Genomic DNA, 24,210 nt, shown 5'->3' with positions numbered 1-24,210 from the left:
ATTAACCACTCGCACCATCTTCATAAGTTTTATATTATGCTTTCTCAGCAAACAGCACTCTCTTTAAATATTTCACCTATTACTTATACGAGTATTGGTTTCTATTAATTTCTAATTAGTATAACATTATCCTTTTATACTGTCAAGAAATATTTTTGTAATGTTTTACAAAAATATCTGAAAATAATTCATTAATTTTCTATTTTTATATCATTTTCTCTAAGATATTCGGCTACTACTCTAGCCATATCATCTAATAAATCATCTAATTCTTCCCAATTTTTTACGGTTGCTCCACTTGCTAATGGGTGCCCACCTCCTGCATATTTTTCTGCAAGAGTATTAATAACTGGTCCTTTAGATCGAATGCGCACGCGAACTTTATTACCCTCATCGATAGCAAAACACCATGCATATAAATCTTTAAGACTTCTAAGCAAGTTTACTCCTGTTGAAACTTCACCAGGATCTACCCCGTATTTGTCCATATCTTCTTTAGTAACTTTTACAAATGCAACACCATCTTGATAGACATCATAATTTTCAAATATAAATGCTCTAAAACGCATAATATTATCACTTATTATTTCCATCTTGTCTAACAGTTTACTCATATTAAAATCATATTTAATTAGTTCTGATGCAACTCTTAAAGTATCATTAGAAGTATTTGGGAATAAGAATCTTCCAGTATCCCCTACAATACCAAGATATAACAATTTAGCTGCTTCATCGGTTAATTTAATATCATATTTTTCATTTAAATACTCATAAAAATTATATATTAACTCACTACAAGATGAAACTTCAGTATTTACTAAATTTATTCCTCCATAATTATCTAAAGGTGGATGATGGTCAATTTTTATAAGAAAATTATTTTTAGTAAATAATTTTCCATCAATTCTTGGAAAATTCGCCGTATCAGTTACTATAACAAGAGCATCCTTATAATCTTCTTCAGTAACTTCAGAATTTTTAAATAAAAAATCCAATGATGGTGAATCTTTACCGACTGTTATAACTGTTTTTTCAGGGAAATTTTCTGTTATAAGTTGATACATTGCACCTTGAGATCCGTAGGCATCTGGATCTGGACGTTCATGTCTATGAATTATTATTTTATTATTTTCTTTTATTTTTTGGAAAATTTCCTCATATAAATTTTCGTATATATCCATTTATCTTCTTCTTTCTCTAGTTTCTTTGGAATACTTGACAAGTAACCATAGCTTTAGCTACTAACTCTGTTTTATCGTATACTTCAACATCGAATTTCGCAGTTTTTCGACCAATATCTAAAATATTTACTTTTGTTGTTATCGTTCTATCTAATGGTACTGATTTTAAGAAGTACAGGGTTGTATTTTGCATAAGAACTTCACTTCTATTGTAATTATAACTTGTAATATGGATTGATTCATCAATAATACTTAATAACGCAGAACTAGAAAAAGTACCGAATTGATCTAACATTTGAGGAATAACTTTAACCTGTAATCCGTCTGCTCTAGGAACTATTCCCTTCCTCATAATTTCATCAAAAGTATCATTATTATGACCATCTTGGAATCTATTATTAGTTAGTAGCGAATTTATAACAATCTTTCTGGTTACAACTCCTAATAATGTATTTTTAGAATCAATTACAGGCATAAGTTCATATCCTTCTGACAACATTGTATTAGCTACAGAAGAAATTGGAGTTTCTAAAGTTGTAGTTTCAACTTTTCTTTCCATAATATCTTTTATTAAAGCATCTTTATCTTGTAAAAATACATCACGTGCCGTAATTATACCAACTAACTTTCCATATTCATTAATAACTGGATATCTTGTATGCCCTACCTCTAATTGAAGTTCATACCAATCTTTAACCGTATTATTTAAATTAATAGTATATAGCTTATCAACTTTTATATAAATACTCTCTACAGTAATTATATCTCTCTTAATTATCTGGTCATTTGTAACTCTATTTATTAAATGTGTTACAGAAAAAGTATCATGTGGCGTGATAATTAATGGTAAATTTTTCTCATCTGCTAAAGCTTTAATAGCATCATTTGGAACGTAACCACCAGTTACTAAAATAGCACACCCTTTTTCTAACGACATTTCTATAATTTTCGGTCTATTCCCAATTATTAATAATGTACCTTTTCTAATATGTTGTCCTACTTGTTCAGAATCCATAGCCCCAATTGCAAAATCTTGAACAATTTCATGGACTCCTCCGCGACCTGCAATTAATTGTCCGCTTACAATGTTTACAATCTCAGAATATGATAATTTTTCTACATTATCTCGTTCTTTCTTCTGAATTCTTACCGTACCCACACGTTCAATAGAAGAAACAAAACCACGATTTTCCGATTCTTTTATCGCTCGATAAGCTGTCCCTTCACTAACTTTTAATTCTTTAGCTACTTGGCGAACTGATATTTTGCTTCCAATAGGAAGACTCTTAATATATTCTAATATTTTTTGGTGTTTTGATTTCATGATTTTTCCTCCTTATGTTTTTATTATAATACAAATATGCATTTATAACACATTACATTCATATGTAATTATATACTTTTTATAGAACTATTTCAAGATAAAAAAATATGAAAGATAAGTTATTTCACTTATCTTTCATCAATTTTATTAAAAATATTTATTCATACTCTTATTGTTAAAACATATTAAAGTTTTCTATGTTATTTAACTAATACAGTTTATTTTATTTTTTTTTACTATAACAACCTAATAATTATTCAACTATAATATTTTACGATTTTCTACCTGCTGGCATTTTTTTAGCATACCCCATCTTATTCTCTTGTTTTACTCGAGCTATTACTAATGTATCATCTGGAGCATTTTCTGTAACTGTTGTTCCAGCTGCAACTACTGCACCATCTCCAATTTCTAATGGTGCTATTAAATTAGAATTACATCCTATAAATGCATCACTTCCAATTTTTGTTTTATATTTATTTTTACCATCATAGTTAACTGTGATTGTCCCACATCCAATATTTGTATTTTTGCCTACTTCTGCATCTCCAAGATAACTTAGATGTGCAGTCTTAGATCCATCTCCATATGTAGTATTTTTTAATTCTACAAAGTTTCCAACCCTCACATGTTCACCTAAATCACAATTATTTCTTATATGAGCATATGGGCCTACACTAGTAAAATCGCCGATTTTCGAATCACTAATAGTTGAAGATAATACTTTTACTCCATTTCCTATTTTTGCATTTTCTAAATATGAGTTTGGTTTAATTTGACAATCTTCTCCAATTACCGTATTAGATTTAATAGTAACATTTGGATAAATTGTTGTGTCACGACCAATAATTGCATTTGGTGCAATGTACGTATTAGTAGGATCTACTAGTGTAACTCCTGCAAGCATATGTTTAGTATTAATTCTATTTCTCATAACATTTTCTGCATAAGCTAAAGCTACTCTATCGTTCACTCCAAAAGTCTCATCGAAATCGTCACATAAATATGTCTCAATTATTTCTTTTTGTTCACGAATTAAAGCAAGTACATCTGGTAAATAATATTCACCTTGATTGTTATCGTTTTTAACTTTCTCTAACATTTCAAATAACAATTTATTATCGAAACAATAGATTCCAGAGTTAATTTCTTTAATTTTTTTCTCTTGTTCTGTTGCATCTTTCTCTTCAACAATCTTCACTAATTTCCCATTAACATCACGAATTATACGTCCATATGCAAATGGATTATCAGCTATTGCTGTTAATACAGTTGCTTTAGCATTTGTATTCTCATGATGATCTAACATACTGTTGATAGTTTCAGGACGAATCAATGGAGTATCTCCATACATCACTATAGTCGTACCTTCTTTATCTTTAAGTTCATCTTTAGCAACTTTAACAGCATGAGCTGTCCCTAATTGTTCTGCTTGTAGAACAAACTTAGTTCTATCTCCTAAGACTTCTTTAACTCTTTCTGCTCCATGACCAACTACGGTGATTACTTCTTGCATTTCTAAATCACTAAGACTGTCTAAAACTAATTCAACCATTGTTCTGTCACAAACTTTATGTAACACCTTATATAACTTCGACTGCATTCTAGTTCCTTTTCCAGCCGCTAATATAACTGCATATCTATTATTACTCATTTTCAATATCCTCTTTTTCTACTTGACGTAATTTTTCTATAACATTCCCTAGTTTAACATCAAATGTTCCATTAAATTCATCGATGTTTTCGATTTTTGATAAGTATAAATAATCATCTTCATGTTCTCTTGGCGAATCAAAACATTGTGTAATTATAACTTTCCCAACAACATCAACATCGAATTCACTCATTAGGCTTTCCATACCTGTTAGAACTCCTCCTCCACGCATGAAATCATCCACTAATAGTACTTTTGATCCTGTATTTAAACTTCGTTTAGATAAAATCATTGTTTCTATTTTCTTAGTTGAACCAGAAACATAATTTATCGCAACAGTAGTTCCTTCAGTTACTTTGTTGTCTCTTCTAATTATTATTACTGGTTTATTTAATATTGAAGCTATTGCATAAGCAACAGGAATACCTTTTGTAGCAACTGTAACAACAGCATCTACTTCTTTATTTTTATATACTGTAGCAACTACTCTACCTAATTTGTTCATTAAGCTAGGATTTCCAATTATATCTGACATAAAGATATAACCACCCGCCAACAGACGATTCCCATCATTTATTTTCGCAATAAAATTATTTAAAATAGCTTTAGCATCTTCTTCAACAAGTGTTGGAGTAAAAATAACACCACCACTTACACCTGCTAGTGTTTTAACTTCTCCAATATTTTCTTCTTTAAATCCATTTTTTATTATATGAATATCTTCACTTATCGAAGATTTTGCTTGATTAAATTTTGAAACGAAATATGTCAACGGAATTAATCTATTAGGATTGTTTAATAAATATTCCGTCATAACTACTATTCTTTCACTTCTCTTTAACTTCATCTTATACTCCTTACATGTACATATAATGATTTTTCTAAACTATATAATACATTCAATATATTTTATTCGTATATTATATGTATATAATACCACTATTGTTCGGAATAGTAAAGATAAAGCAAAAATTTTTAACTTCATTTAAACTAATTAAATATTTTATTACATCATACTACAAAAAGAAGAGATAGCATTTTCTTGCTATCTCTTAAAATTTCATTTATTTTTCTTTCCATACTTCTAAAGTTCGTATTTGATTTTCTTCTACTTTTCTTACAACAAACGTTAGTTTGTCTATAGAATAAACTGCTCCAACCTTAGCTTCATATTTTTCTAAATATACATATGCACCAATAGTATCCACTTCCTCGTGAGGTAGATGAACTTGGAATAATGCATTTACATCTTGAATTGGTACCCATCCGTCAATTAGATAATGGCCATTTTTTAATTTTTTAATTAAACTTTGTTCATCTTCATCAAATTCATCTCGAATTTCTCCAGTAATTTCTTCGACAATATCCTCAAGAGTAACCACCCCACTAGTCCCTCCATATTCATCTGTAATAACAATCATATGTTCTCTATTTTGTTTAATAGTAGCTAAAACTTGTGAAATTGGTGTATGCTCAAAAATTTTTATAGCTGGTGTAATATATTCTTCTAAATCTTTAGTCGTTTCTATTGGTTTATCTGTGAATAATAATTTCTTAACATTCAAAATTCCTAAGATTTTATCTTTATCTCCGTCTTCAATTACCGGGTATCTAGTGTATTCTTCTTGTTTTAATTGTCTCATAATAATTCCAAGAGAATCACTCATATCTATTGCTTCAACCTCTGTTCTGGGTGTCATAATCTCTTTAGCAATTTTATTATCGAACTCAAACACTCTCTCTACATAACGATACTCTACATCGTTAATTTGTCCATGTAATCTTGAAGATTTCATTATAGTTCTCAACTCTTGTTCGCTATGAATATCATCATGTTCAGAAGCAGGCTCGAACCCTAACATTTTCGCTATAAGATTAGCTAATGAATTTAGCAACCACACTAGTGGTCTCATAACTTTATCGAACATATACATTGGCCAAGCCACTCGCAAACATGTTTTTTCTGCTGATTGAATCGCTATAGTTTTAGGAACTAATTCTCCTAAAACGACATGTAAAAGAGTCATAAATCCAAATGAAACTACCAATGAAATAGTATGAGTAACAGTTTCGTTTAAATTTAACAATTCGAAAATAGGATTAAATAATGAATGGAATGTTGATTCCCCTATCCAACCTAATCCAAGAGAAACAATTGTAATACCTAGCTGTGTTGCAGACAAATAGTGATCTAATTGTTCTACCATTGTAGCTAAGATTTTTGCTGTTTTATTTCCTGATTCTACTAATTCATTTACCCTTGTTGGTCTAAGTTTAACAAGCGCAAATTCAAACATTACAAATATTGCCGAGGCAATAAGTAATAATACAATTATCAATATTTTAATTAAGATACTGAGATCCATATGGTTTTAATTCAACCTCTTTCCTTATAATTTTTAGTCATTAATAAATAATTTTACTACATATAAACTTTTTTTTCAATTATTATAGTATCATCTTAGAATATCGATTGGTTTCGAGAATGAAGTACATACTTCATAATTTTTAAGTTCATTATATTGGAATTTTCTTTTACAGAGTGTTAGTATATAAAATATATGAAAACGTTAAACAGAGGTGTAAAATGAATGAATTTATAGAATTTAATATTTTTTGGAATAAAAAAATAAAACTTATCAAAAATATGCAACACAACTACGATTTTAAAAAAACTTCATTTTCAAAATTTGAAAATATAGAATTCTATGATTTAACCTTCAATAGTTATGATAATTCTATACTATATGCAAAATACATAAAAAATATAAAATATAGAACACTCTATCCACAGAAAAATATTCCTGTATTATTTTATTTTCACGGCTATCCCGCATCAAGTAGAAATTGGTTAGAAAAATCCACATTCTCTTCCCTTGGATATGATATAGTTGCCATAGATTTTAGAAACCAAGGTGGTAAAAGTAAAGACTTAGGAAACTCTGCACCTTCAGTTTTTGGTCATTTAACAGTGGGTCTTGATGAAAATATAGAAGATATGATTTTTTATAAAAATATTTTAGATACTCTTATTTTGTCTAAAATCGTATCAACCTTCAAAGACATTAACGAGAAAGAAATTGTTAGTTTTGGAGCATCTCAAGGAGGAGCATTTTCTATAATATTTTCAGCATTAAACAAAAATGTAACTAAATGTATTAGCCTCTATCCCTTCCTCGCAAATTTCAAAAATATCTATGAAAAAGACAATAGAAAAAACGCTTATGGTGAATTAACTCACCACGCACGTTGGTTTAATACAAACGGAGATAATACTAAAAAATTCTTGAATAACCTTTACTATCTTGACATCCTAAATTTCACAAAAAATTTAAACTGTTCTGTTTTGTTTGGTATCACTAACCTTGATGAAGATTGTCCAAAAGAAACTCAGGAAAAAATATACAATGAGATTACTAGTAGAAAAAAAGCTTGCATCTATAAAAAGTACTACCACGAAAACATCCCAAACTTTAACGATGAAATAGTTAACTTTTTATTAGATGTTGAATAGGAGTCCACCATGAAATTAGAAAAAAATAGAGAACTAGAATATAAAGAAAAAATAATAGATATACCCCATCCATTTGTTAAGTATAAAAAAATAATTTTTAAGGGAAAAGATAATTCACAAATAGAACTAGATTTGGCTATTCCTAAGTCAAAAATTAAAGGTATTATAGTTGACTTCCCTGAATTCAAAGTAAAAAACAAAGACTACTTAAATTTAACAAAATATAGTATGTTGAACTATGCTTTAGCATCGTTACATATTAGAGGACAAGCTGGTAATAGCGAGAATAAAACACCTTGTTCTCATTTCCCATTTTTTGATAACAACTCATCAACACCATATTTTAAACTAGTATTTCAGGATGCGCTAGATACTATAAGCATCATTGAAAAACTATTTCCTAATAAAAAAATTCTAGTAACTGGACTAGGTCAAGGTGCTGCTATTAGTATAGTTTGTTCTAGCTATTACGATTCTATTAAAGAACTATTCATCTTAGATTGTTCACTTTGTGATATTAAAAATACCTATAAAAATAATAAAAAAGATCCTTTCTTCAAAAATATTTATAAATTTGAAATTGATTTTCCTGACAAGTTAGATTGTCTATATTCCACACTAAATTCAATAGATATGCTAAATTTCAGTAATTCAATAACACAAAAAGTACATTATGGATTATCATACCTAGACCCTAGAACGCCTATCGATGCACAATTAAAACTATTAAACACTCTAGAAAATGTAGAAATTCAACATTATTTATTCTTAGATTATAAAAAAATATTCCAACATCAATTTGATGACTATATACTTGAAGTTCTTTCAAATAAATAGTAAAGGTGAATCGCCAGAAATCATACCTCCTAGCGATTCACCTTTTAAATTATAATTAGCTTAATTTACCTTTTAGTTTCATGTTTTTAACAATTTTTTCAATAGAATTTACATAAGCAGCTTTTCTCATAGGAATATCAAATCTTTCTTTCACTTCCCAAATATCATTAAATGCTTTTGTCATAACTCTCGCTTGTTTTTCTACAACTTCCTCTTCAGTCCAGTAGTAACCTTGTAAATTTTGCACCCATTCAAAATATGATACAGTAACACCACCGCTGTTCGCAAGAATATCAGGGATTACTACAATTCCTCTTTCTTGTAGAGCTTTATCACCAGCTAAAGTTGCTGGCCCATTAGCCCCTTCAGAAACAACAGTAGCTTTTATTAAACTTGCTTCTTTTTCATCAATAGCATTCTCTAATGCACAAGGACATACCACATCTACGTCTAAAGCCCAGAATTCATCTAATGTTAAACGTTTTGTGTTTGGTAATGTATGGAATCTAATTCTCTTATCTTTACATTCTTGAAGTTCTGCATATGATAATCCCTCTTCACGATAAACAGCATATTGAATACCATCATCATCACGCTCAGTTACAGCAACTACAGTAGCTCCAAACTTCACAGCTGTATCTACTGTATAACTACCTACGTTACCAAAACCTTGAACAGCAAACTTCGCACCTTCTGTAGATTTCCCTAATTTCTCTAATGCTAATTTTGCAGCGAGTGCAACTCCATATCCAGTTGCTTGCGTTCTACCAAGAGAACCACCTAATTCCAATGGCTTACCAGTCAACGTTCCAATACCTTGTTCTCCTGTAAGAACATTATATTCGTCAATCATCCAAGACATGATTTGTCCATTAGTATTAACGTCTGGTGCAGGAACATCTTGTTTTTCACCTAAATATTTATATAATCCTCGAATATATCCACGTGATAATCTTTCTAATTCACCTTTTGATAAATCTTTTGGATCTACAATAATACCACCTTTTCCTCCACCATATGGTAGATTAGCAACAGCACATTTAAATGTCATCCAAATTGATAATGCTTTAACTTCATCTGCTGTTACAAGTGGATGGAATCTTAATCCACCTTTTGTAGGACCAATTGCATCATTGTGCTGAGAACGGAATCCTTTAAAGTACTTCACTTCACCATTATCCATTCTAACAGGTATAGAAATCTCAATAAATCTTTGTGGATCTTTTAAAGATTCATACACTTCTTCTTTATAACCTAAAACTTCACAAGCACCTTTAATTTGCTCTCTTGCGTTAACCAATGGATTGTTATTCATAATCACATCTCCTTAGAATGTTATTTTTTATTACATTTTAAACGTAATATCCTTTTTCAATTATATCAAATATCAGATGGAATTGTAAGCGTTTATACTTGATTTTTATAATTATTTATTTCTATACTCAATAATAAAATTATAAAAAGCTAGCATATTAACAGTTTTATCTGTTAATATACTAGCTTTCCTGAAAACTATAAAATACATTTATAATTCTATATGCTCTCTTTATTTCGCATCATACCATGACGCTCCACTACTTGCTTCAGCTTTTAGTTGAACATCCAGATTAGCCGCTTCTTCCATGATTTTAATCATTTCTTTTGTAAACTCTTCTTCGATATCTTTATTTACATCAAAGATCAATTCATCATGCACTTGTAATAATAATTTTGCATCTACATTTGTTTTTTCTAAGTACTCAAATACATTAACCATAGCTATTTTTATAATGTCCGCAGCAGTTCCTTGAATTGGTGAATTCATCGCAATACGTGCATTCAGATTAGCTACAATTTTATTCTTCGCATTAATATCTGGTAATGTTCTTCTTCTGTTGAATAAAGTTTCTACATAACCATGTTCTTTTGCAAAATCTACAATATCGGTCATATATTTATCAACACCTTTAAAAGTTTCTAAATATTTATCGATGAACTCTTTCGCACGTTTTCTAGTAATCCCAAGGTTGTTAGATAAACCAAAATCAGAAATTCCATAAACAATACCAAAGTTAACGGCTTTAGCTTCTCTACGCATTGAAGAAGTTACCTCATCAAGACTCACTCCATTAACATCACTAGCTGTTTTAGTATGAATATCTACATCATGTTTAAACGCATCTATCATTCCTGCATCTTGTGCGATATGGGCTAGAACTCGAAGCTCTATTTGAGAATAGTCAATCGATAAGATTACTCTATCATCAGAAGCTGGTACGAATGCTTTTCTGATTTTTTTCCCTTCTTCAATTCTCGTCGGTATATTTTGAAGATTTGGATTTACTGAAGATAAACGTCCAGTTTGAGCTAATGTTTGCTCATAACGCGTATGGATTTTCCCTTCACGAGTAATATCTTTTACTAAGCCTTTTGCATAAGTCGAGTTTAATTTTGTAATTGTTCTATATTCCATAATCAATGGAATAATTTCATGACTATGTTGTAGTTGTTCTAGTACCTCTACAGCTGTAGAATATCCTGTCTTCGTTTTCTTAATTGGTGGTAGTCCTAGATCCTCAAATAAGACTACCCCTAACTGCTTAGGTGAAGCTATATTGAATTCTGAACCAGCTAAAGTGTAAATACTAGCTTCTAAAGTTTTAATTCTTTCATCAAACTCTGCACTCATTTCCTCAAGGGCTTTCTTACTAACATGTATTCCTTCAAATTCCATACTAGCTAGAACTTTAGCCACTTTAATCTCTATATCTTTATACAAGTCCTTCATATTTTCTTCTGAAAGTTTTTCTTCCATCAATGGTTTCATAAGCAAAATACTCTCTGCAATTTCAGCTATATACGAATTAATAACCTCTTGAACTGGTAAAATTCGTTTCGCTCCCTTACCATATATTTCTTCATCACTGCTTATTATTTTTCCAAGATAGTTAAAGACGATTTTATCAATTTCAGTTTTTGCATTAACGTCAAGAAGATAAGATACAATTTTCACATCGAAAACTTCTCCATTAATATCTACGCTATTTCTCTTCGCTATAAATAAAATCTTTTTAAAATCATAAACAGTTTTAGCAATTTCACTTTGAAGGTAATCAACTACAAACTCATTAGTGAAAAATTGTTCTTCACTAAAAATATAAGCAGTTCCTTCTTTATAGACTACTATTCCAACTACATCAGAGTTATGGTAATCTTCTGTGTAACACTCAACATGTAAAGTACTATCGGTAAAGTCTATTTTCGTATTTTTACCTGCTAAAATAATATTAATTTCTTTTTTAGGAGTAGTGTTCTCTTCAACTACTTCTTCTGCCTCTTCACTAGGAGTTTCTTGAGATAATTTTCTTAAGAATGAAACAAACTCAAGTTTTTCAAATAACTCTCTTTTAAGTTCTATATTCTCACTATAAGTTAAATCTTCTAACTTATTATCAACTGAAACTTCAGTATAAATAGTAGCTAATTTCTTACTTAACAGAGCATCTTCTCGTCCTTCTGTTAGACGCTCTTTTAGTTTTTTACCACTAATATTATCAATATTTTCTAGTACATTTTCTACAGTTTTATATTCAGTTAGTAATTTTATCGCAGTTTTTTCACCAACTCCAGCAATACCTGGGATATTATCACTCTTGTCTCCCATAAGACCTTTCATATCAACGATTTGTTCTGGAGTTAAACCATATTTTTCAGCAATAAACTCAGGCGTATAATAATCTATGTCTGTAACTCCACGTTTAGTGTAATAAATCGTTATATTTTTACTAGCTAGTTGAGTTAAGTCTTTATCTCCAGTTACTATTATTACTTCTAATCCTTCTTTTTCAGCGATTTTAGCATAACTTCCAATAATATCATCCGCTTCATAATCAAAATGCTCTTCATACTTTATTCCATATGAATCAAGAAGCTCTCTAACATATCCGAATTGCTCTACTAACTCGCTAGGAGTTTTATCCCTAGTCCCTTTGTATGCTTCATAACTTTGGTGTCTAAACGTTTGTTTTCCTTTATCAAAGGCAACTAACGCATACTTTGGATTAGTATCTGCCAAGATTTTTTCTAACATCAATGTAAAACCATATACACTATTTGTATAAAGCCCTTTTTTATTTTTTAAAGCTGGCATAGCGTAAAAAGCACGATAACTCAAACTATTACCATCTATTAATATTATTTTATCCATTTTCTTCTCCTAATAATTCTTAAAAAAAGTGTAAATGGGAGCAACTCAAAAATCTTATTTTTACAAAGCGATTTTTTCTAGTCACTCCCGTACAATTTATTTAATATTAAAGCTTAACTGTAAAGCATCTAAAACTTTACATCTACATATTTTAAATTGATGAATTTGTAATGTTTTGCTTAATCCATCGTTAGCAAATAATCACTAAGTATTATTTTACAATAATTTATAAATAATTTCTATTTTTCTCTTCCAAGAGTGGTGTTCAACTTCTTCTAGTAGCTCAGAAGGAATCTCACGTTGCTCTCTTGTTCTTTCTATCATAAGTTCTAACGCACCTACTATTCTATTTACAAATGCTGGTTTTTCTTCTTCAACAGCCTTATCTGTGTCGTAAATAGTTGGCATTGCTATATATTCTATTATCTCAGAATTATTTATTTTATCTCCAAGAAATTCTATAAGTCCTTCTATTTCAGTAGCAACTACTCTTAATCCACTCCCTAAAGCTTCAACCGCAATAAGACCTAATCCCTCAAAGTAAGATGGCAGTATAAAAATATCTTTATACCTCATTATTTCCCCTAAATGTGCTTGATCTACGGCGTTATAAATCTTTATTTTCTTAGAATTACCAACCAAAGCTTCGACTCTAAGTCTATCCTCTTCTTTCAAGTTCCCTATTAATTCTAATTCTACGTTGTCGTCTTTTTTCTCTAATAATCTAAAAGCCTTTATCAACTCATAAAAACCTTTTGATTCATCAAATTTCCCCGCATATAAAATTTTTACATTATCACGTTTTTCATATTTTTCAGCAGGATAAAAGATCTTCTCATTGTATCCAGCACCAATATTTACAATTTTATCCTCAGGATAGTTATATATATTAGAAATTTCTTCTATAACACTGCTGCTCAGTGCTAATATCTTATCTAATTTACCAAGGTTTTTGACATACTTATTTTTCATTACTGGATTTTTTTCAGCTTGTCTTATATCCGTATTATGACAAACTCCAATCACTTTTTCACCTTCAAATACATCGCAAACTATAGAACTTAAAATCCATAAGTGATGTGTTATTACTACATCAGGTTTGAATTCCTCTTTAGCTGCCTTAAGCTTTTTACGGAATGCTTCCTGCCAAGAGTCCAACATCTCAGCTGTCATATTTTTGTACAGAGTATTTTCATAAGGCATAATATCACTCATCCCTACAATAGGAAAACTAATATCTTTACCTTGAAACTCAACTTCAAATTTCTCTTTTATAAAATTAAATTCATATTCCGGAGTTGTAGCATAAACCGCAGCCTGTTCAACATCAAACTGTTTAAGCCCCTCAATAACATTAGTAAAATACACACCACTTCCCGTCTTAATTGGTAATTGTGCTAATACATGTAAAATTTTCATATACGTTGTCCTCTATTTCATATTTTCCATCACTTATATTATAACCTAATTTAAAATTTTTTTATAGTAAACGTATTAAATCTTTATCTTAGTTCTATAAAAAAATTCACCTAAAACAATTCTCTGCTCTAAGTGAATTTCTTATAATTAATTTATTATAACGATAACCTATCGTTTATTTTAATTTCTATGCTCAACCACAAGATGACGTTTCTTCATCAACTTTAGTTTCCATATAATCATTTTTATTATAAAATGCATTTTTATATCTATCTAATTTAAATGGTTCAATTAAATTAACAACTGTATATCCTTCTAAACCAAGTTTTTTACATACTTCTTTACTTTCTCCAGTTTTATCACTATACACAAAAATAACTGAATCCTTATTCAACTTATCTAAAATACTATCTATCTCACTAGGAAAAATTTTGATTTCTTCATCACTCAAAATTTCGCTACCTAAGTTTAAAAACTGCTTATTTTTACTTGCTGATATACGATATTTGAATTCTGATAACAATGCATTACTGTATAGTGCTTTCCCATAATCGTATTGTTTAATTCCATCCCCAATGTACAGTTTCGTAAATCCACGCTCTCTTAATAATTTTTCAGTATTACGAGATGTTACATCAACTACACAATATAGGATTATATCTTTATCTTTATATTCATCAAGTACATCGCTATTGTTCTTAAAAAGTTTAATCGGTAGATTTACCGCATTAATCGCATGACCTCTAGCATACTCTTTTCTCCAACGAACATCAACTACTAAAGCTTCTTCAAATGTTTTCTTCTCTACATCAGCTCCAGCAATTCTTCCTGGTTTCCCTTTTAACAATTTAAGCCAAAATGCATATAATCCAGATACTATAATTAATAATACAATTACTATAATTAAGAATATTTTCATTACGTTTACTCCTTTCATCATATAATTATATTTTAGCATACATTTTGCATTTTTAATATTAAATTGTATTAATAAATTGTATTAATAAAATATTTTTTTGATTTTTTTTAAAATAAAGAGTAAAATGTTGATATAGACAAAATTTTTTGAAAGGAGATCTAGATGAAAATATCAAAAATTAGTAAAATTGAAAATAAAAATTTCAAACTTGAATCTTCACTTCTTTTTGATGGAATCTTAGTTGGATTAGTTGCTGGAATAGTTGGTGCTAGTTACAGACTTCTTATTGGTTATAGTGAGAAACTTGTTCATTATACAGCCGACTTTATTAAAACTGGATTTATATATAAAATAGGTCTTTTACTAATTCTAATCCTACTTGCCTTGTTTTCTGGCTTTTTATTAAAACGTGAACCGATGGCTAGCGGAAGTGGAATTCCTCAAGTTTCTGCAGAAATTACCGGTAGATTAAATTCAAATCCATTTCGAGTTCTAATTTATAAAATAACTGGTGGATTAACGGCAAGTCTCGGTGGTTTATCACTTGGACGCGAAGGTCCCTCTATTCAACTAGGTGCAATGAGCGGAAAACTAGTTTCAAGAATTTTAAAAAGAGATAATATAAAAGAAAAATATCTTATCACTTGTGGGGCTAGCGCAGGTTTGTCTATTGCTTTTGGAGCACCTCTTGCAGGGGTTCTATTTTCTATAGAGGAAGTTCATAAACAAATTACAAAAAAAATTGTAATCTGTTGCTTTAGTGCTGCAGTTATCGCTAATATTGTTGGACAATATATTTTTGGACTTACTGCAATATTTAAATTTCCTGAAATACCCTATGTTGAAGTAAGTATTTATCCTTGGGTTGTTTTATTAGGAATTTTATTAGGAATATTTGGGACATTTTATAATGTTACTATAAAAATATTATTCAAAATTTATGAATATTTTAAATTAAATATAGTATTTAGACCTCAAGTAGCTTTTCTTATTTCATTTGTCTTATTTATTTGTTATCCTATAGTTCTTGGAAGTGGCCATAGTTTAGTAGAATTTTTAATTGAGAATAAATTTAGTTTCTTGTTTTTATTAACTTTATATTTTATAAAAACTTTATTCTCACTTATATCATTTACATCAGGAGTTGCAGGTGGTATATTCCTACCCATCTTAATTCAAGGTGCTGTACTCGGTACATTATTTAGTAACTTCTTCGATCCTAAATATACTGCTTTATTTGTTATCTTATCAATGTCTGGATATTTAACAGCGATTGTAAGAAGTCCCATCACATCAATAATATTATTATTTGAGATGACACAAAAGCTTAACTATTTCCTCCCAATAGCACTTTGTTGTCTATTTGCATATATGACGGCAAATATACTAGGAACAAAACCTGTATATGAATATTTACTAGACCGTATACTATCAAGCAATAAATTAGAAGATGATGAAGTTGAAATGGAAGTAGAAATAATTACAACAATTTCAAATGATAGCTCTCTAGTTGGAAAATCTATAAGAGAAATAGAATGGACTAAAAATACTCTTATCTCTCATATCGAGCGTTCTGGTAGAGAAATTGTTCCAAAAGGAAATACAACTCTAGAGGCTAACGACAAACTTACAGTCATAATGTCAAAAGAAAGTGTTAATTTATTCTTGGAAAAATTTAGTAAATAGTTAAAGACTAGAAGATTTATTAAAATTCTTCTAGTCTTCGTTTTTATATTACATTAAAATGCTTTAAAGCATTAGTTATTCCGTCATCATCTACGCTTGTTGTGATGTAATCAGCAATCTCTTTCACATTCCCTCCAGCATTACCCATTGCTACACCTATTCCAGCATGTTTAAGCATATCTATATCATTACCACCATCCCCAAATGCCATAGTCTCTTCTAATTTAATACCAAAGTGTGCTATAACCGCATCAATTCCTGTATTTTTTCCACCATCTTTCGGAATGACATCTGTAAAATGAGTAGTCCATCTTGCTGCTTTTGAATTAGGCATATATGCTAAAAAGTCCGCTTCTTCCTCTTCTGATACAAAGACATTAAGCTGATAGATTTTTTCACTAACTGCTTTATCATATGCCAACGGATCTTCTTTAAAACGCTCTGGGTCTCCTAGTTCATCTTCCAACCATTTTACCCTTGAATTTTTTAAATTCATAAATGCTCCATCTAATAAAGCAAAGTCACAGGCAATATTATTTTCTTTAAAGTATGGTAATACGCTCTTTATGTCTTCTTGAGATAAAATTTTATCATTTAAAACTTCTCCAGTTTCTAAGTAACAATATTGTCCATTTATTGTAATATATCCATCAAATTTAAAATCTAATAAGTCATTTAAAAATGTAGTATGGAATGGCGCTCTTCCTGTAGCTATAAATATCTTAATTCCTTGTTCTTTTAATTTTTTTAAAGTATTTGCTGTATTTTCAGGAATTGTTTTTGTTTTAAAACTTCTTATTGTTCCATCAATATCAAAAAAAATCGCTTTTATTTTAGTCATTTTTATTCTCCATCTTGTTTAAATCAACTACACTATCCCTTGTTTTTAATTCATAACCAATTAATAGTTTTATAGCTGTTTCTTCTTTTTTTATTATATTTAATAACATTTCTACCGTCTGTTTTGCAGCATCCTTAAGATCAAACTTAATTGTTGTTAACGGTGATTTTAATAATGCGGATGACGTATAATCTCCAAAGGCAGCAACTGAATAATTCTCTCCAACATTTAAACCAGACTCTTCTAGAGCTTTTATCGCCCCATAAGCTATATTATCAGTTGCACAAATTAAACAACTATCTTCTTTTAACTTTTCTATGTTTTCTCTTACTATTTCATATCCTTCTTCCATTCCGAAATTAGTAATTAGTACATTCTCAGGTTGCAAATCATACTTTTCTAGAGTCCTTATTACTCCTAATTTTCTGTAATAACCTACAGCAACATCGTCTTCTCCAACCCCTAAGTAAGCTATATTTCTATGTCCACTTGCTAATATATAGTTTGTTAAATCCCTAGCAGCATTAAAATCATTGTACTCAACACTATATGTATACTCTCCTTCTTGCCCTAACATAACAACAGGGACATCTATAGACTTAATAGTACTCTCATATGTCTTACTCATAGTAGTCGGCAATAAAATAATCCCATCTACATTCATTCTCGCTAATTTTTTTATATACTCTAATTGCTTATTTTCATCAAAATTAGCATTCATTATTAGCGTCTCATAATTGTTATCTTTTAACTCTTTATCAAGATATTTTAAAGTATTTCCACTTACATAAGAGTGAAGACACGGAACTATTACTCCTATAATTTTGCTATCAGTACTCTTTAATGCTTTAGCAAAAGTATTTGGCGTATAATTATACTTATCTACTATTTCTTTAATTCTTTTTCTTGTTTCTTTTTTTAAATTCCCACCATTAAAATATCTAGAGACAGTAGTAGTACCTACTCCAGCCATCTTCGCTATATCTACTATTGTCAATTTCTTCATAGATTACCTCCTTAGACCATAACTTTAATTATATACGAATAATGTAAATAAATAAAGAATTATATTAAGAACATTTTTAGAAAATATAATTATTAAATTTTTATTAATTACCTCCAATATTATTCCAATATAAATAATTCTAAAAATTCATTTTAAAATTATGCTAATACAACTCATGACAAATTTCACTTTCAACTTATCTAGAAACCTTTAGAACGATAGTAATCTTTTTTTCTTACTATATATATTTAAAATATTTAACATCTACACACTTAAACTGTATCAATACAATATTACGATTTTCAGATAACAGATTTACAAACACTATCAAACACACAAAGAACAATATGAACAAATAATTTCAAAACTTTAAACAAACCCCTTGAAATCCTTTTCCAAAAGTGGTATAGTTTTTCTTGGAGGTATATTATGATAGTTCAATTAAAAAACGTATCAAAACAATATAAAGATGCTAACTTCAAATTAGAAAATATATCATTTGATATTAATAAGAAAGAAGTTATTGGAATTATCGGTAGAAATGGTACAGGGAAAAGTACTATTCTTAAAATGATTAATGGTATTGTTTCATATGATAGCGGAGATATACTTTATAAAAATTCTTCTATCAAAGCTATGGATGCAAGCACCCTTAGACATACTAGAAAAAATCTAGCATACATATTCCAACACTCTAATCTTATTGATAATAAAAGTGTATATTATCATTTAAGTTTAGTATACAAATTAAATAAGGTTTCTGTTGATAAAAAGAAAATAGATGATATTCTTGAATTCATGAATATCACAAGACTAAAAAATAGTCTTTGTGGTAGCCTAAGTGGCGGAGAGCAACAAAAAGTTGCTATCGCTATGGCACTTCTACAAGAACCAGAAGTTTTACTTTGTGATGAAATTAGTTCTGCTTTAGATACTAATAGTGAGAAAGAGATTTTCGCTCTCTTAAACAAACTACGAACAACAACTGATATTTCAATTGTTATGATTTCTCACAGTCTTTCATTACTGAAGAACTTTTGTGACCGAGTAGTAGTTATCGACGACTCTACTATAAAAGATATTGTCGTGCCTAATAAAAATGCAAAAGATGATTACGACAGTAATTACTATAACTACGTAAAGGAGTTTTTATTAGATGATTGATTTATTTAAAGCCAATTACGATGGTATTATGAAAGCATTTTGGGAAACTAACTATATGATGCTTTACTCAATGCTAACAGTATTTTTTATTTCCTTACCATTAGGTATTATGCTTTTCGCTTTCAGTCGTGATTATTTACTAAAAAATAGAGCTGTTTATGAGGGACTTAGCATTTCTCTTAATGCCCTACGTAGTGTTCCATTTCTAATATTTGTATTTATACTAATCCCTGTTAATAGATTTCTATTTAAAACATCTTTTGGGAATATTGCAGCAATCTTGCCTCTTACACTTGTTGGTGTGAGTATCTATGCTCGATTTGTTGAACAGGCCCTTATTAATGTTCCTAAGAAGATTGTGGATAGAGCTATAAGTATGGGAGCTACTAAAATTCAAATTATTAGATATTTCTTATTACCCGCTACAATGGATAACTTAATCTTATCATTCACCTATACTACTATTAGTTTATTAGCGTATACTACTGTAATGGGTGTAATCGGAGCAGGTGGTCTCGGTGAATTTGCATTCAGATATGGATATCAAGAGTACAATTATGATTTAATGTATTTAATAGTAATAATATTTATTATATATGTATTTATTATTCAATCTATAGGTTATGGATTAGCTAAACGTTTCACAAACAAGAAGGAGAAATAGATTAATGAAAAAAGTATTATCTATTATTGCTAGTCTTTTAGCTCTTGTGCTGATATTAACAGCATGTTCTAGCAAAACTAGCGACAAAAAAGAAGAAAAAAAAGAAGACAAAACAATTAAAGTTGCTGCTCATGTCCCACCATTTACTGACATGTTAGAATTAGTTAAAGAAGATTTACAAAAAGAAGGATACACTCTTGAAATTGTAAAAGTATCTGATAACGTTCAAGCTAACGTTGCTTTAGCAAACAAAGAAATCGATGCTAACTTCTTCCAACATGAACCATTCATGAAACAGTACAATGAAAAAAATAAAACAAACTTAGTAGCTGTAGCAAAAGTTTATAACTCAATTCCAGCATTCTATTCAAAAACTGTTAAAAACATTAAAGACCTTAAAGATGGAGCAGACGTAGCAATCCCATCTGATGCTTCAAATATGGCACGTGCGTTAAGATTATTAGCTCACGGTGGATTAATTACATTAAACGATCCTAATAGTTACAACGTTACTGTAAAAGATATCAAAGATAATCCAAAACATCTTAAATTTACAGAAGTTGGTCTTTTAAACTTAAGTGATGCATATGCAGAAAAAGATTTAGTATTTAACTACCCAACTTACATTGCTAAATTAAACCTTACACCAATGAAAGACGGACTTCTAATGGAAGATAAAGCTGACTTTACATACGCTGGTGTTCTTGCCGCTCGTGAAGATAACAAAGACGACGCTAAAATTCAAGCAGTGAAAAAAGCTTTAACTAGCCAAAAAGTTAAAGACTTCCTACAAAAAAATTATGAAGGTAAAGCTACTGCTGCTTTCTAATAAATATTTATTATTACTAATTCAAAACCTATAATATATACAATCAACAACCTTACCTCTAAATAAAAAATATAACTAACAGGAGATATGTAATGAAGAAAATAATTTCATTTATAGCTAGCTTAGCTGCTTTATTATTAGTTTTAACAGCGTGTTCAAGTAAAACTGAAGCACCTAAAAAAGAAGAGAAGAAAGAACCAGTTACTGTTAAAGTAGCTTCTCATACTTCTCCAATGACTGACATGTTAGAAATGATCAAAGAAGATCTTAAAAAAGACGGTTACAACTTAGAAATCGTTAAAGTTTCTGATAACGTTCAAGCTAACGTTGCCTTAAACAATAAAGAAGTTGACGCTAACTTCTTCCAACACAAACCATTCATGGAACAATTTAACCAAAAAAATAACGCTAAACTTGTAGCAGTTCAACCTATCTACAACGCTACTGTAGCATTCTACTCAAAAACTCTTAAAGACATCAAAGATCTTAAAGATGGTGCTGATGTAGCTATCCCTTCAGATCCAACAAACTTAGCTCGTGCATTACGTTTATTAGATCACGCTAAAGTTATTACTCTTAAAGATCCAAACAGCTTTACAGTAACTGAAGCAGATATCAAAGATAATCCAAAACACCTTAAATTCACTAAAGTAAGCTTACTAAACCTTAACGAAGCATACAATGAAAAAGATTTAGTATTTAACTACCCAACTTACATCTCTAAATTAGGATTAACTCCTGATAAAAACGGTCTAGCTCTTGAAAAAGCAGATGACTTAACATTCGCTATCTCACTAGTAGCTCGTGAAGATAACAAAGACGATGCTAAAGTTCAAGCAGTTAAAAAAGCATTAGCTAGTGAAAAAATTAAAGATTATATTAACAAAGAACTTAAGCCAAAAGGACACGCTACTCCAGCGTTCTAATATAAATTAAAATACTTGGTAACAATTATTTACCAAGTATTTTTTTTACCCTACTATATCTTTATAACTAACTCTAATCACTCTTTTTAACAATGTTCTATTAATTATATTTTTTGCTCTCAAATACCTATAGACCTTCTATTGAATGCGAGAAAGAACAATATTTAATAATGTACTAAGATTTATACTTAGGGGTAAATACAATATGGTATTTACATAACCACTTTGTATGTGATAAACTATTATGTTTATTTTCCATAATAAAAATCATCCTTTCTTTATTTTAGAGCTTAAACCACTCTTATTTTGTCAAGAAAGGATGATTTTTCAATTGTTTAACTTTTATCTCGTGCCCTAATAACGGGTGGTTTTTTGTTTCGGAGGCTTTGCCTCCTCAACCGGCTAAAGCCATTAACAAAAAAAAGAAACTGACTTTTACATCAGTTCCTTTTTATTAATTATCTTATTTATGTAATTCTTTTTCGAAAGCTTCTCTAACTTGTCCTACTGAGAATCCGATGATTACTTGAATTGCTTTACCGTTACGAGCAACTCCTAGAGCTCCAGAACGTTTTAAGAATTCATCATCTTTGACTAAGCTTTCATCTTTAACATTAACACGTAATCTTGTTACACAGTTAGTAACGTCTACGATGTTATCTTTACCACCTAAACCTTCAAGAATGATTACTGCTTGATCGTCGTGAGTAGCTGCATCATCTCTAACTTCTGGTTTAGCTGCTGCTTTACCTTTTTCACGATACTCTTGTTTAGAGTAAAGTTTAGTTTCAGCATCTTCAGCTTCACGTCCAGGTGTGTTTAATTGGAATTTAAGGATTAAGAATCTAAATACGAAGAAGTAGATTACTGAGAATACTAATCCAATTGCGATTTGAACGAATACTTGAGATGAGTGGTTTTTGAACATTGGTAACCAGTTAAGAGCTAAGAAGTCGATTAATCCACTTCCGAAGTTACCTACAACTCCAAATTGGTACATAGTTGCTGACATTAATGCACCTAATACTGCGTGAGTCGCGAATAACATTGGTGCTGCGAATAAGAATGTGAACTCGATTGGTTCAGTGATTCCTGTTAAGAAACCAGTAAGTGCAGCTGGAACTAATAACCCTGCTACAACTTTTTTCTTGCTGTCTTTAGCTGTTACGTACATAGCTAAAGCTGCTGCTGGTAAACCAAATACTTTTGAGTTACCGTGTAATGAGAATCCACCTTGTGGGAATAACTCTTTTAATGGAGTTGAGCTTTGAGAGAACTCTTGAATGTGTTGTACCCAGTAAGCTGTAATTCCATTTTCTACTACTGCTGGTCCAAACATGAATGGTCCATAAATGAAGTGATGTAATCCTGTTGGGATTAAAATTCTTTCTAGGAATGTGTAAGTGAATACTCCCGCAACTCCAGATACTTTTAAGAATCCTTGTAAAGCAGCAATTCCTAATTGAACTTTTGGCCATAATAGAGCTGTTAAGAAAGCAGCTGGAATCATGATAAGGAATCCTACTAAGATAACAAATGTTGAACCTTGGAAAATTCCTAATAATTCAGGTAATTTTTTGTCAAAGTATTTGTTGTGAATCCATACTGAGATAGATGCAATAACAATAGAACCGATGATTGAAGTATCTAATGTGATTGCTCCAGCAATTCTCGTAATACCTGTAGGTAATTTAAGAGCTGGTGTTACATCTACTCCAAAGAATTTGAATTGAGTTAAGAATCCATTGATGAAGTAGTTATAAACCATATAGATTAAGAACGCTTCTAATGCAGCACGACCATTTGCTTTTTTAGCAAGACCGATTGGAATACCAAGTGCGAATACTACTGGCATTTGATTGAAGATTGTCCATCCTCCTTGTTCAACTACGAACCAGAAATTGTACCAAAGAGTACCCTCTGTCGCGATGCTCCCTACTAAGTTAGGGTTTTTGAAAATTGAAGTTAATCCAACTACTAATCCGAAGAATGCGAATATAATAGATGGCATTAACATCGCGCCACCGAAGCGCTGAATTTTTTGTAACATAACATTTTCC

The 24,210-nt window shown here is 30.1% G+C and carries 19 protein-coding genes and 1 pseudogene; 7 read left to right on the top strand and 13 right to left on the bottom strand.

Translation table 11 applies throughout. The features are described from left to right. Nucleotides 1-191 precede the first annotated feature (191 nt). From ACWOBP_RS02465 to ACWOBP_RS02445, 5 genes are all read right to left on the bottom strand, one after another. Complete coding sequence (locus tag ACWOBP_RS02465) at nt 192-1,181, bottom strand: DHH family phosphoesterase (protein ID WP_455337323.1); 990 nt, start codon at nt 1,179-1,181, stop codon at nt 192-194. Nucleotides 1,182-1,197: 16 nt separating this feature from the next. Beyond that, a complete protein-coding gene (locus ACWOBP_RS02460) occupies nt 1,198-2,505 on the bottom strand; it encodes a DRTGG domain-containing protein (protein WP_455337322.1) in 1,308 nt (435 codons plus the stop codon). A gap of 271 nt (nt 2,506-2,776) precedes the next feature. Next, the gene (gene glmU, locus ACWOBP_RS02455) at nt 2,777-4,159 is read right to left on the bottom strand and encodes a bifunctional UDP-N-acetylglucosamine diphosphorylase/glucosamine-1-phosphate N-acetyltransferase GlmU (protein ID WP_455337321.1); all 1,383 of its coding nucleotides are present in this window, start codon (nt 4,157-4,159) and stop codon (nt 2,777-2,779) included. Next, entirely contained in the window at nt 4,152-5,006 is an 855-nt protein-coding gene (gene purR, locus ACWOBP_RS02450; protein WP_455337320.1) for a pur operon repressor, read from the bottom strand. The genes glmU and purR overlap by 8 nt, the downstream gene beginning before the upstream one ends. Nucleotides 5,007-5,223: 217 nt before the next feature. Continuing rightward, on the bottom strand, nt 5,224-6,525 hold the full coding sequence (locus ACWOBP_RS02445) for a hemolysin family protein (RefSeq protein WP_455337319.1): 1,302 nt from the start codon (nt 6,523-6,525) through the stop codon (nt 5,224-5,226). Nucleotides 6,526-6,746: 221 nt separating this feature from the next. On the opposite strand from ACWOBP_RS02445, the gene ACWOBP_RS02440 reads away from it, so the two are divergent. Both ACWOBP_RS02440 and ACWOBP_RS02435 read left to right on the top strand, forming a co-directional pair. Beyond that, entirely contained in the window at nt 6,747-7,673 is a 927-nt protein-coding gene (locus tag ACWOBP_RS02440; protein ID WP_455337318.1) for an alpha/beta fold hydrolase, read from the top strand. A 9-nt stretch (nt 7,674-7,682) separates the two neighbouring features. Next, nucleotides 7,683-8,510 carry an acetylxylan esterase gene (locus ACWOBP_RS02435; RefSeq protein WP_455337317.1) on the top strand — a complete coding sequence of 276 codons (828 nt, stop codon included), beginning with the start codon at nt 7,683-7,685 and terminating at the stop codon, nt 8,508-8,510. Between the two features lie 55 nt (nt 8,511-8,565). Here ACWOBP_RS02435 and ACWOBP_RS02430 read toward each other — a convergent pair whose 3' ends face one another. The 4 genes from ACWOBP_RS02430 to ACWOBP_RS02415 all read right to left on the bottom strand — a co-directional run bounded on the left by ACWOBP_RS02430 (nt 8,566) and on the right by ACWOBP_RS02415 (nt 15,034). After that, nucleotides 8,566-9,825 carry a Glu/Leu/Phe/Val family dehydrogenase gene (locus ACWOBP_RS02430; protein ID WP_455337316.1) on the bottom strand — a complete coding sequence of 420 codons (1,260 nt, stop codon included), beginning with the start codon at nt 9,823-9,825 and terminating at the stop codon, nt 8,566-8,568. Between the two features lie 231 nt (nt 9,826-10,056). Continuing rightward, nucleotides 10,057-12,696 (bottom strand): DNA polymerase I, encoded by a 2,640-nt coding sequence (gene polA, locus ACWOBP_RS02425; RefSeq protein ID WP_455337315.1) that lies wholly within the window; start codon nt 12,694-12,696, stop codon nt 10,057-10,059. A gap of 216 nt (nt 12,697-12,912) precedes the next feature. Further along, nucleotides 12,913-14,115 (bottom strand): glycosyltransferase family 4 protein, encoded by a 1,203-nt coding sequence (locus tag ACWOBP_RS02420; RefSeq protein WP_455337314.1) that lies wholly within the window; start codon nt 14,113-14,115, stop codon nt 12,913-12,915. 193 nt (nt 14,116-14,308) lie between these two features. Then, complete coding sequence (locus ACWOBP_RS02415) at nt 14,309-15,034, bottom strand: rhodanese-like domain-containing protein (RefSeq protein WP_455337313.1); 726 nt, start codon at nt 15,032-15,034, stop codon at nt 14,309-14,311. 162 nt (nt 15,035-15,196) lie between these two features. Here ACWOBP_RS02415 and ACWOBP_RS02410 point away from each other — a divergent pair, with 162 nt between their 5' ends. Beyond that, on the top strand, nt 15,197-16,720 hold the full coding sequence (locus ACWOBP_RS02410; protein WP_455337312.1) for a ClC family H(+)/Cl(-) exchange transporter: 1,524 nt from the start codon (nt 15,197-15,199) through the stop codon (nt 16,718-16,720). 43 nt (nt 16,721-16,763) lie between these two features. Here the strand turns inward: ACWOBP_RS02410 and ACWOBP_RS02405 are convergent, their stop codons facing one another. Further along, the gene (locus tag ACWOBP_RS02405) at nt 16,764-17,561 is read right to left on the bottom strand and encodes a Cof-type HAD-IIB family hydrolase (RefSeq protein ID WP_455337311.1); all 798 of its coding nucleotides are present in this window, start codon (nt 17,559-17,561) and stop codon (nt 16,764-16,766) included. Next, on the bottom strand, nt 17,554-18,567 hold the full coding sequence (locus ACWOBP_RS02400; protein ID WP_455337310.1) for a LacI family DNA-binding transcriptional regulator: 1,014 nt from the start codon (nt 18,565-18,567) through the stop codon (nt 17,554-17,556). Before ACWOBP_RS02400 ends, ACWOBP_RS02405 begins: the two co-directional genes overlap by 8 nt. 429 nt (nt 18,568-18,996) lie before the next feature. Here ACWOBP_RS02400 and ACWOBP_RS02395 point away from each other — a divergent pair, with 429 nt between their 5' ends. The 4 genes from ACWOBP_RS02395 to ACWOBP_RS02380 all read left to right on the top strand — a co-directional run bounded on the left by ACWOBP_RS02395 (nt 18,997) and on the right by ACWOBP_RS02380 (nt 22,150). Next, nucleotides 18,997-19,731 (top strand): ATP-binding cassette domain-containing protein, encoded by a 735-nt coding sequence (locus tag ACWOBP_RS02395; RefSeq protein ID WP_455337309.1) that lies wholly within the window; start codon nt 18,997-18,999, stop codon nt 19,729-19,731. After that, nucleotides 19,724-20,395 (top strand): methionine ABC transporter permease, encoded by a 672-nt coding sequence (locus ACWOBP_RS02390; protein ID WP_271964588.1) that lies wholly within the window; start codon nt 19,724-19,726, stop codon nt 20,393-20,395. The genes ACWOBP_RS02395 and ACWOBP_RS02390 overlap by 8 nt, the downstream gene beginning before the upstream one ends. 4 nt (nt 20,396-20,399) lie before the next feature. Further along, entirely contained in the window at nt 20,400-21,224 is an 825-nt protein-coding gene (locus ACWOBP_RS02385) for a MetQ/NlpA family ABC transporter substrate-binding protein (RefSeq protein ID WP_455337308.1), read from the top strand. 92 nt (nt 21,225-21,316) lie between these two features. Next, the gene (locus ACWOBP_RS02380; protein WP_455337307.1) at nt 21,317-22,150 is read left to right on the top strand and encodes a MetQ/NlpA family ABC transporter substrate-binding protein; all 834 of its coding nucleotides are present in this window, start codon (nt 21,317-21,319) and stop codon (nt 22,148-22,150) included. A 181-nt stretch (nt 22,151-22,331) separates the two neighbouring features. Here ACWOBP_RS02380 and ACWOBP_RS02375 read toward each other — a convergent pair. Further along, nucleotides 22,332-22,409: pseudogene (locus ACWOBP_RS02375) on the bottom strand (IS200/IS605 family transposase); the annotation flags it as partial. Between the two features lie 204 nt (nt 22,410-22,613). After that, entirely contained in the window at nt 22,614-24,200 is a 1,587-nt protein-coding gene (locus ACWOBP_RS02370; protein WP_455337306.1) for an alpha-glucoside-specific PTS transporter subunit IIBC, read from the bottom strand. Between the last annotated feature and the right edge of the window lie 10 nt (nt 24,201-24,210).

This window comes from Gemella parahaemolysans (genome assembly GCF_053758945.1).
Note: the sequence above shows the minus strand (reverse complement) of the source record. Positions and strands in the feature narration are given on the sequence as shown.

Excerpts from the sequence above, each read along its gene's own strand:
- ACWOBP_RS02465 (WP_455337323.1), bottom strand. The coding sequence starts at position 1,181 with ATGGATATATACGAAAATTTATATGAGGAAATTTTCCAAAAAATAAAA.
- ACWOBP_RS02460 (WP_455337322.1), bottom strand. The coding sequence starts at position 2,505 with ATGAAATCAAAACACCAAAAAATATTAGAATATATTAAGAGTCTTCCT.
- glmU (WP_455337321.1), bottom strand. The coding sequence starts at position 4,159 with ATGAGTAATAATAGATATGCAGTTATATTAGCGGCTGGAAAAGGAACT.
- purR (WP_455337320.1), bottom strand. The coding sequence starts at position 5,006 with ATGAAGTTAAAGAGAAGTGAAAGAATAGTAGTTATGACGGAATATTTA.
- ACWOBP_RS02445 (WP_455337319.1), bottom strand. The coding sequence starts at position 6,525 with ATGGATCTCAGTATCTTAATTAAAATATTGATAATTGTATTATTACTT.
- ACWOBP_RS02440 (WP_455337318.1), top strand. The coding sequence starts at position 6,747 with ATGAATGAATTTATAGAATTTAATATTTTTTGGAATAAAAAAATAAAA.
- ACWOBP_RS02435 (WP_455337317.1), top strand. The coding sequence starts at position 7,683 with ATGAAATTAGAAAAAAATAGAGAACTAGAATATAAAGAAAAAATAATA.
- ACWOBP_RS02430 (WP_455337316.1), bottom strand. The coding sequence starts at position 9,825 with ATGAATAACAATCCATTGGTTAACGCAAGAGAGCAAATTAAAGGTGCT.
- polA (WP_455337315.1), bottom strand. The coding sequence starts at position 12,696 with ATGGATAAAATAATATTAATAGATGGTAATAGTTTGAGTTATCGTGCT.
- ACWOBP_RS02420 (WP_455337314.1), bottom strand. The coding sequence starts at position 14,115 with ATGAAAATTTTACATGTATTAGCACAATTACCAATTAAGACGGGAAGT.
- ACWOBP_RS02415 (WP_455337313.1), bottom strand. The coding sequence starts at position 15,034 with ATGAAAATATTCTTAATTATAGTAATTGTATTATTAATTATAGTATCT.
- ACWOBP_RS02410 (WP_455337312.1), top strand. The coding sequence starts at position 15,197 with ATGAAAATATCAAAAATTAGTAAAATTGAAAATAAAAATTTCAAACTT.
- ACWOBP_RS02405 (WP_455337311.1), bottom strand. The coding sequence starts at position 17,561 with ATGACTAAAATAAAAGCGATTTTTTTTGATATTGATGGAACAATAAGA.
- ACWOBP_RS02400 (WP_455337310.1), bottom strand. The coding sequence starts at position 18,567 with ATGAAGAAATTGACAATAGTAGATATAGCGAAGATGGCTGGAGTAGGT.
- ACWOBP_RS02395 (WP_455337309.1), top strand. The coding sequence starts at position 18,997 with ATGATAGTTCAATTAAAAAACGTATCAAAACAATATAAAGATGCTAAC.
- ACWOBP_RS02390 (WP_271964588.1), top strand. The coding sequence starts at position 19,724 with ATGATTGATTTATTTAAAGCCAATTACGATGGTATTATGAAAGCATTT.
- ACWOBP_RS02385 (WP_455337308.1), top strand. The coding sequence starts at position 20,400 with ATGAAAAAAGTATTATCTATTATTGCTAGTCTTTTAGCTCTTGTGCTG.
- ACWOBP_RS02380 (WP_455337307.1), top strand. The coding sequence starts at position 21,317 with ATGAAGAAAATAATTTCATTTATAGCTAGCTTAGCTGCTTTATTATTA.
- ACWOBP_RS02370 (WP_455337306.1), bottom strand. The coding sequence starts at position 24,200 with ATGTTACAAAAAATTCAGCGCTTCGGTGGCGCGATGTTAATGCCATCT.